The sequence below is a fragment of the Pseudomonas sp. MAG733B genome (genome assembly GCF_036884845.1).
Taxonomy (GTDB): domain Bacteria; phylum Pseudomonadota; class Gammaproteobacteria; order Pseudomonadales; family Pseudomonadaceae; genus Aquipseudomonas.
This window is the reverse complement of sequence record NZ_CP145732.1, coordinates 1,549,867-1,562,952: the sequence shown is the minus strand read 5'-3', so window position 1 is coordinate 1,562,952 and position 13,086 is coordinate 1,549,867. Positions and strand designations below refer to the sequence as shown.

Here is a 13,086-nt window from a genome sequence, read left to right as displayed (position 1 = left end):
GGTGTTCAATCGCATCCCGGCGAGCACAAGGCCACGATTGTGTATGAAAAAGCCCCACCTTTTTCTCGAAGGGAGGGCTTTTACGCTACAGGCCGTTTCAGCTTTTTGACCAAACGATGCGGCCTCTTCACGGCATCCGGGATTCAGGAAAACATGGCACGTTGCTCAGCTTCGTAATGCCGGGTCTGGAACGGCATGAGGGCTTGGGCTTTCAGGCCGAGGCCTTCACTCACCCCCCAAGAGACAGCAAGCTCATCACGGCGTCGGCGCAATGGCGTAACAGTTTGTAGCGTCACGGCTTGCACGGAAGTCGAATGCGCCAAAAGCTCGAGGGCATTGAGCGTCTCCGACACACGCAGATCAGACAAACAGGTAAATCGGGTGAGTCGCTCAAGCAGATAACCAGCGCGCCGAACCTCCACATCATCAGCGTGACAATTCAAAAAAGCGGTTACTTCGGTTTCAAGATTTGAGTCCGAGTACCAGACAGCTTTGGCTGCGCTCACCAGGGCAGCGTCATCCGCTTGATTCAAAGGTCTTTTTACCAGCGTGTCCAAGGCGGATGAGAGGACGTGGCCGCTATGAGGCTTCGTCATCTGTGCTCTCCAGATAGTCATGCAAAATATTTGTGAGGACGGAGATGGGTGGCTCCTTGTTTCCAACATATACATCAATCGCCTGCAATGCCAGTCGACGAAACTCGCTACTCAGGATGAAACCAGCCCTGAGAAGTGCCTTGATATCACCAATGTCCTGGTCGGTCGCCCTGCCCAGCTTGGAGATGGCAATGTCGACAGGCGCCGCAACATGAAGATGCAGCGGGGACTCCGCCGGGAACTCTGTAAAGGGAAGGCTTCGTTCCCAATAGTCCTCATGAATGGGGCCAAAACTGGTGTTGTATTGCAGGTCGTAGTTCAGCTCCATCAATCGACCTGATCGCTCATCAACAAACTGCTCGGGTATTTCTGCGAGCATGGTTTGCAAGTGCAGGCCTTCGGGAACATTAGCCTCATAAATTTCTGCATCGACGTCGGTGGAAAAACGATGATGGGTGTAAAGATGAACAGCGCAGCCACCGAACAGAATAATTTTGACCGCCCCTGGTCCTGCGCTCTCAAGCTCCAGTTCCGCTTCGACAGATTTGAACATCGAAATCAAAGCCTGCCCCAACGCTGTATCTGTACTAATACGCGGGGTAATTACCTCTGGCAGTTCCATCGTAAGTCCTCGGGGATGCTTGTAAAAACGGCATCCCGAGGCTAGAGAGGCGACTTCCGAGCCTCAACCTGAAAAACCCGTGGGAAAGTTCAGGCAAATCCGTAGGCATTCTTTCCGTCGACGACACGATGAAGTGCTCGACGCATCTTCTAACAACCGGGCTGAAATGAAGATGCCCCGCGCTTTTTTCTTTAGCGGGCCAAGAAAATCTTTAGATTTTGAGATCTTCTTCATTTTCTCTTAGCAGATTCGCAAGCCGGCTCACGTCCACAAAAATTAGCGTCAAGCAGAGAGCCCCTGTAGGAGCTGCCGAAGGCTGCGATCTTTTGACCTTTAGCGACCTCAGCCGCCCCCAGAAACAAGATCAAAAGATCGCAGCCGTCGGCAGCTCCTACAGGGCTTTCGTCGTTGTACTTAAGATTGACTTACACCCAACAAAAAGCCCCGCTCTTCTCTCGAAGGCGGGGTTTTTCGTTACAGCGTCTAAACCTTAAGGCGCGTACGTCAGCAACAGCTCGGCCGGCACTTTGAAGTCCAGGGACATCATCACGCTCAACGCGGTAATGGTGAAGATCGAGAACACGAACAGCTTGCGTGCCCAGACCGTGTCATCCACTGCCTTGTAGCCGGTCCAGGCCATGTACAACCAGTACATGCCCATGGCCGCGGCGACGGCGAGGTAGCTCATGCCGGCGTAGCCGCTGAAGGTCAGCATCAAGGTCGCCACGAGGAAGGCCAGGATGTAGATCAGGATGTGCTTCTTGGCCACTTGAATCCCGCGCTTCACTGGCAGCACCGGAATCGATGCGGCCAGGTAATCGTTGAAGCGGAAGATCGCGATGGCGTAGGAATGCGGCATCTGCCACAGGCTGAACATCACCAGCAGCGTCAGTGCAGCCATGTCGAAGGTGTTGCTGACTGCGACATAACCAATCACTGGCGGCATGGCGCCCGACAGACTGCCCACCAGCGTGCCGTGAACCGACTTGCGCTTGAGGTACAGGCTGTAGAAGCCGACGTAGATCACGAAGCCGATCACCGCGAACAAAGCGGCCAACGGGTTGGCCACCTTGTACAACAACGCAACGCCGAGAACACCCAGGACGGTCGCATAGATCAGGGCCAGTTTCAGGGAGATCAAGCCCTGTACCAGCACCCGGTTCTTGGTGCGTTCCATCTTGATGTCGATGTCGCGGTCGATGCAGTTGTTGAAAACGCAACCGGAGGCGACGACCAGGGACGTGCCGATCATGGCTGCCAGAAAGACGGCCAGATCGACATGCCCTTTCGAGGCCAGGAAGAACCCGCCTGCCACAGAAAGCACGTTACCGAAAATGATCCCCGGTTTGGTGATTTGGATAAAGTGCTTGAGCGACATCGGGTCTACCTCACTTCGCCATCATGTACGTGTGGATGCTGAACATGATCCACAGCGACAGGCCAACCAGCAGGACGATTACGATCGCGGCGAAGACAAACGCGATCACGTTGTTACGCTGCGCGGCCGAACGGTCCAGGTGCAGGAAGTACACCAGGTGCACCAGCACCTGGACGATCGCGAACACGAGGACGATCAACAGGGTGATCGACTTCGGCAGCGACGGGTACATCACCAGACCGAATGGAATGACGGTCAGGATCACCGACAGGATGAAACCGATGGCGTACGACTTGTAGCTGCCGTGACCGGCGTCATCGTGGCCGTGGTGGGAATGAGCTGGGTTAGCCATTTACATAGTCCCCATCAGGTAAACAACGGTGAATACGCAGATCCAGACAACGTCCAGGAAGTGCCAGAACAGGCTCAGGCAGCTCAGACGGGTCTTGTTGGTCGACGTCAGGCCATGCTTGTTGACCTGATACATCATGATCGCCATCCAGATCAGACCGCTGGTCACGTGCAGACCGTGGGTGCCGACCAGGGTGAAGAAGCCGGACAGGAAACCGGAACGGCTAGGGCCGTAGCCCTCGGAGATCAGAACGTGGAATTCGTTGATCTCCATGCCGATGAAGCCGGCGCCGAACAGGAAGGTCATGGCCAACCAGCCCAGGACCTGCTTCTTGTTGCCACGGTAGAACGCCAGCATGGCGAAGCCGTAGGTGATCGAACTGAACAACAGCAGAGCGGTTTCGCCCAGCACGTATGGCAGTTCGAAGATGTCGTGGCCCGACGGGCCACCGGCTACGTTGTTAACCAGTACCGCGTACACCGCGAAGATCGACGCAAACAGAATGCAGTCGGTCATCAGGTAGAGCCAGAAACCGTATACGGTCATCTCGCCCGAGTCGTGGTGATGGTCATCATGCCCATGTCCATCGACATGGGTGTGTCCAGCATTGGTCACTAAGTTCGACATGGTTTAAGCCTGTTCCAACGAGGTTTCAACACGGGTGGCGGTGGCCGGGATTTTCCCTGCCGCTACCAGACGCTTGTGCTGCTCGGCTTCGATGCGCTCGATCGTTTCAACCGGGACCATATAGCCTTGGTCGTCACGTGCAGCGTGGATCGCGAAGTAGACGACAGTGCCTACCAGGCTCGCGATTGCCAGCCACCAGATGTGCCAGATCATCGCGAAACCGAACACGGTCAGCAGAGCACCCATGACCACACCGGTAGCGGTGTTGTTTGGCATGTGGATCGGCTCGTACTTGGCCGGAGCCTTGTACGCAGTGCCGTTTTCCTTGGCTTCGGTGAACGGATCGACGCAGTCAGCTTTCGGCAGCACGGCGAAGTTGTAGAACGGAGGTGGCGACGAGGTCGACCATTCCAGGGTATGGGCATTCCACGGGTCACCGTGTTCGCACATGTTCTCTGGCTTGTTGCGGTCACGCACACTGACGTACAGCTGGATCAGTTGGCAGGCGATACCGACAGCGATCATCACCGCACCGAACATGGCGACGTACAGGTACGGCACCCACTCAGGGTTGGTGGTGGCGTTCAGACGACGGGTCATGCCCATGAAGCCCAGTGCATAGAGCGGCATGAATGCGACGAAGAAGCCCGAGATCCAGAACCAGAACGCTGCTTTACCCCAGCCTTCGTGCAGCTTGAAGCCGAACGCTTTCGGGAAGTAGAACGCGAAACCAGCGATGTAACCGAATACCGCACCGCCGATGATCACGTTATGGAAGTGCGCGATCACGAACAGGCTGTTGTGCAGAACGAAGTCAGCACCCGGGATGGCCAGCAGTACGCCGGTCATGCCGCCGATGGCGAAGGTCACCATGAAGCCCAGGGTCCACAGAACCTGGCTGGTGAAGCGCAGACGACCTTGGTAAATGGTGAACAGCCAGTTGAATAGCTTCACACCCGTCGGGATGGAAATCAGCATCGTCGCCAGACCGAAGAAGGCGTTGACGCTGGCACCCGAACCCATGGTGAAGAAGTGGTGCAGCCAAACCATGAAGCCCAGTACCGAGATCGCGCCCGAAGCGTAGATCATCGACTTGTGGCCAAACAGTTTCTTGCCGGTGAAGGCCGAGATGACTTCCGAGAAAATGCCGAATGCCGGCAGGATCAGGATGTATACCTCAGGGTGGCCCCACGCCCAGAACAGGTTGACGTACATCATTGGATTGCCACCAAGTTCATTGGTGAAAATGTGGAAATCCATGTAACGGTCAAGCGTCAGCAGTGCCAGGGTAGCGGTCAGGATCGGGAACGAAGCCACGATCAGGACGTTGGCCCAGGTGCAGGTCCAGGTGAAGATCGGCATGTCCATCAGTTTCATGCCAGGGGTACGCATTTTCAGCACGGTAGCGAGGAAGTTAACCCCCGTTAGCGTCGTACCTAGCCCGGATAGCTGTAGCGCCCAGATGTAGTAATCCATCCCCACGCCAGGGCTGTATTGCAGGCCCGACAGCGGCGGATAGGCAACCCAACCGGTCTTGGCGAATTCGCCGACGCCCAGGGACAGGTTGATCAGCACAACACCGGAAACCAGCAGCCAGAAGCTCAAGGAGTTCAGGAACGGGAAGGCAACGTCACGCGCGCCGATCTGCAGCGGCACTGCAAGGTTCATCAGGCCGGTGAAGAATGGCATCGCCATGAAGATGATCATGATCACACCGTGAGCGGTGAAGATCTGGTCATAGTGTTCAGGTGGCAGGTAGCCAGGCGAACCCTCGGTGGCCATGGCCAACTGGGTACGCATCATGATGGCGTCGGCAAAACCGCGCAGCAGCATGACCATGGCGACGATGATGTACATCACGCCGATTTTTTTGTGGTCGACCGACGTCAGCCACTCGGTCCACAGGTAGGTCCACTTCTTGAAGTAAGTGATACCCGCGAACAGTGCCAGACCACCGAGCGCGATCATGGCGATGGTAATCATCACAATCGGTTCGTGGAACGGGACCGCTTCCCAACTTAATTTACCAAACATCGTTTACTCCTCTGCCCCGGCAGCTGAATGCGAGTTCATGTCCGTAGCGGCCACTTCTTTCTCTTTCTTCTCGTGCTTGACCTTCGGGCCCGGTTTCATGCCTTCGTACTTGTCGACGATGGTCTGGAACAGGTTCGGCGTCACCGAGGAGTAGAGCTCGACTGGGTTGTTCTGGCTCTGCTTGGAAAGGGCTGCGTATTCAGCTTGTTCAAGCTGTTTAGGTGCCTTTTTGACTTCACTTACCCAGGCGTCGAAATCTTCCTGGGAAGTTGAGATCGCTTTGAATTTCATACCGGTAAAACCAGCGCCGCTGTAGTTGGCGGAGATGCCTTCCATTTCAGCGTTGCGGTCGGCGATCAAATGCAGCTTGGTCTGCATGCCGGCCATCGCGTAGATCTGGCCGCCCAGGCCCGGGATGAAGAACGAGTTCATCACGGCGTCGGAGGTGATCTTGAAGTTGATGGGTGTGTTCGCCGGGAACACGATCTTGTTGACCGTGGCAATGCCTTGTTCCGGGTAGATGAACAACCACTTCCAGTCCAGCGCGACCACTTCGATGGTCACCGGCTTCACGTCGGATTCGATCGGACGGTACGGGTCCAGTTCGTGGGTCGAAATGTAGGTGATGTAACCCAGGGCAATGATGATCAACACCGGAACAGTCCACACCGCGATCTCGATCTTGGTGGAGTGGTTCCATTTAGGCGTGTAGGTCGCCTTGGTGTTGGACGCGCGGTATTTCCAGGCGAACAGGAAGGTCATGACGATGACCGGAACCACGACCAACAGCATCAGCAGCGTTGCGGTGATGATCAGGTTGCGCTGTTCCAGGCCAATCTGGCCGGTGGGATTGAGCAAGGTCATGTTGCAGCCTCCCAGCAACAACGTGCCGAGCAGCGGCACTAAGCCTAGTAGTCTGGGGTACCTGTTTTTACTCATCTCACGACCTCTAAAGCAGCTTGCGCAATGCAGTTGGGTTTTGATCGCCAACACTTCACCCTGCCAAGGGTTGGCATTTCTTTGGATTGAATAAGGGCTGCCCGTCGAGCGTCAGACGCGTTTCGACAAATCCTGGGCCAGCGGTGAGTTCTTATTCGAATTCGTGGTCAAAGGCCTTGTTACAGACCAATTCCATTTGGTGCGGATAGTTGGAGGCACCGACACCTGGGAGTCGCATGAAGCCGCCCGGCCTCTCGACACCCTGATTCTGCTCAAACACCTTTAAGGGTGAGCAGCGCCGGGAATTCAGTGCGGGCGATTGTAGTTATGTAGCGTTTTTTAAACCATGTCTCATCCCGAAATAATTTATATCCCGAGCCGCAACAATGCTTCGCCGAACTCGTAAAAGTGGCGCATGTTATCGAAATTAATTCTCAACAAAAACACCAAAAATAGTAGGTCTACCACCGGCAGTTCAGACAGTTTCCGCTGCTCGGCGACACCACCCTACCCGGCGCAAGCCCCCATGTCACAAGGGCTCTGGCAAATCGCCAGACCCTGTTAAAACTGCCTGCTCCAGCCTGACAGCGAACAAGCCCGACAGGCTGCGAAACAGTCCAATTTCATTGCATGAGCCCGTGCCAATCCGCTGCCTTGGACGCCGCTGCGACACTGAAGATGTGACAACATGTCGCACACGTGTCGCACCTCTGTTTCCACCTGCTACGGTGTTTTCCACCAGCCTCTGATCTGCAAAAAAATGCCCTGGCCCTCTCAGTGAGGACCGGGGCATTTTTTGTCCGACAATACGATGTGGCGCAGGGTCTCAGCGCACTGCTTTGCGGTTGCGCATCGTCAGCAGCGGCACCAGCACCACGACCAGCACGAAGGCGACCAACGCCCATTGCGCCAGCGACAAACCGAGAATCGGCGGGTACGGCGTGGAGCAGAAACCGTCGACCTGGAAGCCCAGCGGGAAGATCTTCGCCAGCGGCAGGCCGTCGACAATCGGTTGCAGTACATCGATGCCGCAACTGACGGCGGGATAGAACTGCGTGTAGACGTGATGACCCGCCACACCGACGCCTGCCAGTGCGCAAATCACCACCAGGGTTTCAAAAATCGTGATGCTGCGACGGTTGCGCATGGCCGCGCCGATAAAGGCGAAGATCGCGATCAACAGCAAGGCATAACGTTGCAGGATGCACAGCGGGCACGGGGCCTCGCCCAGTACGATTTGCATGTACAGCGCGCCGCCGATCAACGCCAGGCAGATGATGCCCAGCAAAACCAGATAACGCCGTTCACGGCCCAACCGCAGTGTTTCCTCGCTCATCGCGTTTCCCTTCAAGATATCGATTGCCCGCCAGTCTACACGCTGGGCGCGTGCTGGGGGATGTCGGGGGAATAGACGACAGGCGGGTTAAGAAGGGATTAACTTTCGAAGGGTTTTTCAGTTCTGGACCGAGGTGAAGCCATCGCGGGCAAGCCTTGCTCCTACAGGTATTGCATCGTTCACATTAACGTGGATCGACACAAAACCTGTAGGAGCAAGGCTTGCCCGCAATGAAGGCGACTCGGTCTCCCGAGCCGCCAACCGGTTACTCCAACGCCGAAGCCGGGCCGAAGAACTCGTAACGGCTTTGTTTCTCCGGCACACCCAACGCTTTGAGATGGCGTTTGATCGCCGCCATGAAGCCTTTCGGTCCGAGGAAGTAAGCGTCCAGGTCGCGCTCTTGCGGCAGCCATTCGCCCAACTGCTCCTGGCTCAACAGCCCGACCTTGTGCGCCGCGGGGCTCACGCCGTCGTCTTCGGCATAGCAGTAGAACGGTTTGAGTTGCGGATGACGCTCGGCCAAGCCATCGATCCAGTCGCGGAAAGCATGGACTTTGCCGTTGCGCGCGCAGTGGATGAAGTGCACCGGGCGTTTGGTCTCCAGCGCGGCCTCAAGCATCGCCAGGGTTGGGGTGATGCCGACGCCCCCACTGATCAGCACCAGCGGTTTGTCGCTGGCAGTCAGGGTGAACTCGCCCGATGGCGGGAACAGCTGGATGGTCGAGCCCACGTGCAATTGATCGTGCAGGAAGTTGGACGCGCGACCACCGGCCTCGCGCTTGACGCTGATGCGGTACTGGCCTTTGTTCGCCAGGGCCGACAGCGAATAGTTGCGGCGGATTTCTTCGCCATCGAGGATCAGTTTCATGCCGATGTACTGGCCCGGTTCGGCTGCCAGAATCAGGCCTTTGTCCACCGGTTCGAAGTAGAACGAGGTGATTTCCGCGCTTTCTTCGACCTTGGCCGCAACGATGAACTCCCGCGCTCCGCGCCAGCCGCCCGGCGCCTGTTCTTTCTGGTCGTAAATGCTGGTTTCGGCACCGATCAGGATGTCCGCCAGTTGGCCGTAGGCCGCGCCCCAGGCCGCGATCACTTCCGGGGTGGCGATTTCTTCGCCGAGCACTTCGGCAATGGCGCGCAGCAGGCAGGTGCCTACAATCGGGTAGTGCTCCGGGAGAATCTGCAGGGCGACATGCTTGTTGATGATCTTCGCTACCAGATCGCCCAACTGGTCGAGCTGATCGATATGGCGCGCGTACATCAGCACACCGTTGGCCAGCGCACGCGGCTGGTCGCCCGTGGCCTGGTGGGCCTGGTTGAACAGTGGGCGGACTTCCGGATACTCGGAGAGCATCATGCGGTAAAAGTGAGTGATCAGGGCTTCGCCACCGCTTTCCAGCAACGGCACTGTAGATTTGACGATGGCACGGTCTTGGACGCTAAGCATAAAGTGACTCCTGGGCAGCAAAGTTTTGGTGACTATTGCCCTATGCATTTCAGTTTCCATGCCAACTATTAAATTCATATAAATCAACAAGTTAACAACATGATAGTCATAACGACACCTTCTGTTTTATAGTCACACCGACTACATGGAGTCACTATGACTGCAAAATCCCTGCTTACCGCCCTGCTGCCACTGGTCTCGGACCTGTCCCGCGAACTCCCCGAGGGCGAGCGCTACCGACGCCTGCTCGAAGCCATGCGCGCCCTGCTGCCCTGCGATGCCGCTGCCCTGCTGCGTCTCGACGGCGAATGGCTGGTGCCGCTGGCCGTCGACGGCTTGAGCACCGACACCCTCGGTCGCCGTTTCAAGGTCAGCGAGCATCCGCGCTTCGAAGCGTTGCTGAGCAGCAATGGCCCGACCCGGTTCGCCGCCGACAGCGACATGCCCGACCCGTACGACGGGCTGGTCGATGGCCTTGATGACCACCTTGAAGTCCACGATTGCATGGGTTGCCCTCTGCTCATCGACGAGCATCCATGGGGTTTGCTGACCCTCGACGCGCTCGATCCGGAACAGTTCGAACCCATCGAACTTGACGCCCTTGAGGCCTTCGCCAGCCTCGCTGCCGCCACGGTCAATGCCGTCGAGCGCATCGAGCGCCTGAACAATCGCGTCGAGGATGAACACCAGCGCGCCGAGGTCTACCGTCAGGCCAGCGGTCAGCAGAACCGCGAAATGGTCGGCCAGAGCAAGGCCCTCAAACGTTTGGTGGAAGAAATCAGCCTGGTGGGCGGCAGCGACCTGACCGTGCTGATCACCGGGGAAACCGGGGTCGGCAAGGAGCTGGTGGCGCAGGCCATTCACGCCGCCTCGCCGCGCGCCGACAAGCCGATCATCAGCCTCAATTGCGCCGCGCTGCCCGATACGCTGGTGGAAAGTGAATTGTTCGGCCACGTGCGCGGTGCCTTCACTGGCGCAATGAACGATCGACGCGGCAAGTTCGAGCTGGCCAATGGCGGCACGCTGTTTCTCGATGAAGTCGGCGAGCTGTCGTTGACGGTGCAGGCGAAATTGCTGCGTGTGCTGCAAAGCGGTCAGCTGCAACGGCTGGGGTCGGACAAGGAGCATCAGGTCGATGTACGGCTGATCGCCGCGACCAACCGCGACCTGGCCGAAGAAGTGCGCAGTGGCCGCTATCGTGCCGACTTCTATCATCGTCTCAGTGTTTATCCTTTATTAGTCCCGGCTCTGCGTGATCGTGGCCGTGACGTGCTGCTGCTCAGCGGTTACTTCCTGGAGCAGAACCGCTCGCGCATGGGCCTCAACAGCCTGCGCCTGGGCAGCGATGCCCAAGCCGCGTTGCTCGCCTATGACTGGCCAGGCAACGTGCGGGAACTGGAACACCTGATCGGTCGCAGCGCGTTGAAGGCATTGGGCAACTGCAAGGAACGGCCGAAGATTCTCAGCTTGAGCGCTGCCGACCTGGACCTGCCTAACGGCAGCATTGAAGTCAGCGCCGAGCAACCGGCCACGGCTGCCATGGCGCTGGTGACCGGCGACTTGCGCGAGGCTACCGAAAACTATCAGCGCCAGTTGATCGGCGCGTGCCTGGAACGGCACAACAACAACTGGGCCAGTGCGGCGCGGGAGTTGGGGCTGGATCGGGCGAACCTTGGGCGGATGGCCAAAAGGTTGGGCATGAAATAACCCTATTGTGGCGAGGGAGCTCGCTCCCGCTGGAGCGCGAAGCGGTCCCAAATCAGGCGAAAGGATGCATCCAGGAAACACTGGGTTGCAGGTTTTGCGGCCGCTACGCAGCCGAGCGGGAGCAAGCTCCCTCGCCACAGGAGTTCACCAACAGTCAGGCTGTCGGTAATTAGCCTAAAGCCTGCCCCAAACAAGTCGATAACCCGGCATCGATAGCTGTCGGCAACCGTGACAGCCCATCACCTTTTGCCCAAGAAGGTTCTTATGTCCACCACCAAAGCCCGCGCAGATTCACTTTCGCTTCTGCTGTTTACCTTGCGCAGTGGCAAGTTGATGGCGATCAACCTGCTCAAAGTCAGTGAAATCATCCCCTGCCCGTCGCTGACCAAGCTGCCGGAGTCGCACCCGCACGTCAAAGGCATCGCCACGCTGCGCGGCGCGTCGCTGTCAGTGATCGACCTGAGCCGCGCCATCGGCGAGCGTCCCCTGGAAGATCCGAACGGCGGCTGCCTGATCGTCACCGATGTCAGCCGTTCCAAGCAGGGCCTGCACGTGCAGGCGGTAAGCAAGATCGTCCACTGCCTGACCACCGACATTCGCCCGCCGCCGTTCGGTTCTGGTGGCGTGCGCTCGTACATCACCGGCGTGACCTCGGTCGACGGTACGCTGGTGCAGGTGCTGGACATCGAGAAAGTCATCCACGGCATTGCCCCGGTGCAAATCGAGATGGCCCCGACCGAGCTGAGCATGGAAGACGCCGAAGTCCTGGGCAGCGCGCGGATTCTGGTGGTCGATGACAGCCAGGTCGCGTTGCAGCAATCGGTGCACACCCTGCGCAACCTCGGCCTGCAATGCCACACTGCGCGCAGTGCCAAGGAAGCCATCGACTGCCTGCTGGACCTGCAAGGCACCGCGCAGCAGATCAACCTGATCGTCTCCGACATCGAAATGTCCGAGATGGACGGCTACGCCTTCACCCGCACCCTGCGCGAAACACCGGACTTCGCACATCTTTATGTCTTACTGCACACCTCGCTCGACAGCGCGATGAACAGCGAAAAAGCGCGGCTGGCCGGGGCGAACGCGGTGCTGACCAAGTTCTCGTCGCCGGAACTGACCAAATGCCTGATCGAAGCAGCCAAGGCTGTGGCCGAACAAGGTCATTGAGTTGACCTTGGATTATTGCTGGCTGATGAGGCGCGACCTCGCCGAGGTGGTGCCGGCTATCGACTGGCCGACCGGCATTCACTTGATCACCTATCGCCCCGAGCTCGCCGAAGCGGTCCATCGCTTGATGGAACTGGGTTACCGCGACGGCGGTGGCCGGGTGCCGGCGCAGGAGCTCTGGCAGCAAAAGTTTGAAACCGATCCTGAATACGATCCCGCCCTGTGCTTCATTGCCCTGGATGGCGAAGGCGTGGTTGGCGTGTGTCAATGCTGGACCAGCGCTTACATCAAGAATCTGGTGGTGCATCCGCGGGCGCAACGCGAAGGCCTGGGGCGCGCATTGCTGTTGCACGCCTTCAAAGTATTTCAGCTGCGCCGGGAAGGGTTTGTGGATTTGAAGGTGCTGGAAGACAACCTGCGCGCGCGGCGCTTGTATGAGCGTGTCGGGATGTGTGAGGTGCGTCGGGAACCGGTTCCGGTCTGACATACTCACACCTTGGCCCTTACTTGCCCAAGGATCCCCGAACAATGAAAACCGCCACCCTGGCCTTCCTCTGCCTCACCGCCCTCGCCTCTCAGGCCCATGCTTCCAGCCCCGACGCCTGGGCCGCCTACGACAAAACCGTGCTCGCCAATTGCACCAAGGCCAGCGGCCTGAAGGATGCCAAACCCGTCGGCAACGCCGCGCAGTTCGATGACCGCGTTGGCTACACCGCCCTCCTGTTGCAAGGGCAATATCCGCAAAAACACATGAAAGGCGCGCAGGGCACCGAACTGTGCCTCTACAACAAAAAGAGCAAAACCGCGTACGTCACTGAATGGGACTCCGTCCGTCCGAGCGCCAAGGCGCAGTGAGTGGCGCATAATTTGCTTCGATAGCA

The 13,086-nt window shown here is 57.9% G+C and carries 13 protein-coding genes; 4 read left to right on the top strand and 9 right to left on the bottom strand.

Features of this window, described 5'->3' with window-relative positions; genetic code table 11:
- Positions 1 to 143: 143 nt before the first annotated feature.
- The 9 genes from V6Z53_RS07065 to hmpA all read right to left on the bottom strand — a co-directional run bounded on the left by V6Z53_RS07065 (position 144) and on the right by hmpA (position 9,331).
- Entirely contained in the window at positions 144 to 596 is a 453-nt protein-coding gene (locus tag V6Z53_RS07065; protein WP_338584833.1) for a hypothetical protein, read from the bottom strand.
- Entirely contained in the window at positions 580 to 1,218 is a 639-nt protein-coding gene (locus V6Z53_RS07060) for a DUF6036 family nucleotidyltransferase (protein ID WP_338584832.1), read from the bottom strand. Before V6Z53_RS07060 ends, V6Z53_RS07065 begins: the two co-directional genes overlap by 17 nt.
- A 490-nt stretch (positions 1,219 to 1,708) precedes the next feature.
- The gene (gene cyoE / locus V6Z53_RS07055) at positions 1,709 to 2,596 is read right to left on the bottom strand and encodes a heme o synthase (protein WP_338584830.1); all 888 of its coding nucleotides are present in this window, start codon (positions 2,594 to 2,596) and stop codon (positions 1,709 to 1,711) included.
- A 10-nt stretch (positions 2,597 to 2,606) separates the two neighbouring features.
- Positions 2,607 to 2,948 (bottom strand): cytochrome o ubiquinol oxidase subunit IV, encoded by a 342-nt coding sequence (cyoD, locus tag V6Z53_RS07050; protein ID WP_338584829.1) that lies wholly within the window; start codon positions 2,946 to 2,948, stop codon positions 2,607 to 2,609.
- Positions 2,949 to 3,575 (bottom strand): cytochrome o ubiquinol oxidase subunit III, encoded by a 627-nt coding sequence (locus tag V6Z53_RS07045; RefSeq protein ID WP_338584828.1) that lies wholly within the window; start codon positions 3,573 to 3,575, stop codon positions 2,949 to 2,951.
- Between the two features lie 3 nt (positions 3,576 to 3,578).
- Positions 3,579 to 5,609 (bottom strand): cytochrome o ubiquinol oxidase subunit I, encoded by a 2,031-nt coding sequence (gene cyoB, locus V6Z53_RS07040; RefSeq protein WP_338584827.1) that lies wholly within the window; start codon positions 5,607 to 5,609, stop codon positions 3,579 to 3,581.
- A 3-nt stretch (positions 5,610 to 5,612) separates the two neighbouring features.
- Entirely contained in the window at positions 5,613 to 6,548 is a 936-nt protein-coding gene (gene cyoA / locus V6Z53_RS07035; protein ID WP_338584825.1) for a ubiquinol oxidase subunit II, read from the bottom strand.
- An 826-nt stretch (positions 6,549 to 7,374) separates the two neighbouring features.
- Entirely contained in the window at positions 7,375 to 7,884 is a 510-nt protein-coding gene (locus V6Z53_RS07030) for a disulfide bond formation protein B (RefSeq protein ID WP_338584824.1), read from the bottom strand.
- A 265-nt stretch (positions 7,885 to 8,149) separates the two neighbouring features.
- Complete coding sequence (gene hmpA / locus V6Z53_RS07025) at positions 8,150 to 9,331, bottom strand: NO-inducible flavohemoprotein (protein ID WP_150703700.1); 1,182 nt, start codon at positions 9,329 to 9,331, stop codon at positions 8,150 to 8,152.
- Positions 9,332 to 9,487: 156 nt separating this feature from the next.
- Between hmpA and norR the strand changes: the two genes are divergently transcribed.
- From norR to V6Z53_RS07005, 4 genes are all read left to right on the top strand, one after another.
- Positions 9,488 to 11,038 (top strand): nitric oxide reductase transcriptional regulator NorR, encoded by a 1,551-nt coding sequence (gene norR, locus V6Z53_RS07020; RefSeq protein ID WP_338584822.1) that lies wholly within the window; start codon positions 9,488 to 9,490, stop codon positions 11,036 to 11,038.
- Positions 11,039 to 11,302: 264 nt separating this feature from the next.
- On the top strand, positions 11,303 to 12,205 hold the full coding sequence (locus tag V6Z53_RS07015; RefSeq protein ID WP_338584820.1) for a chemotaxis protein: 903 nt from the start codon (positions 11,303 to 11,305) through the stop codon (positions 12,203 to 12,205).
- Between the two features lie 25 nt (positions 12,206 to 12,230).
- Complete coding sequence (locus tag V6Z53_RS07010; protein ID WP_338584818.1) at positions 12,231 to 12,689, top strand: GNAT family N-acetyltransferase; 459 nt, start codon at positions 12,231 to 12,233, stop codon at positions 12,687 to 12,689.
- Positions 12,690 to 12,733: 44 nt separating this feature from the next.
- Positions 12,734 to 13,060, top strand: a complete 327-nt coding sequence (locus V6Z53_RS07005; protein ID WP_338584816.1) for a hypothetical protein — start codon at positions 12,734 to 12,736, stop codon at positions 13,058 to 13,060.
- Positions 13,061 to 13,086: the final 26 nt, after the last annotated feature.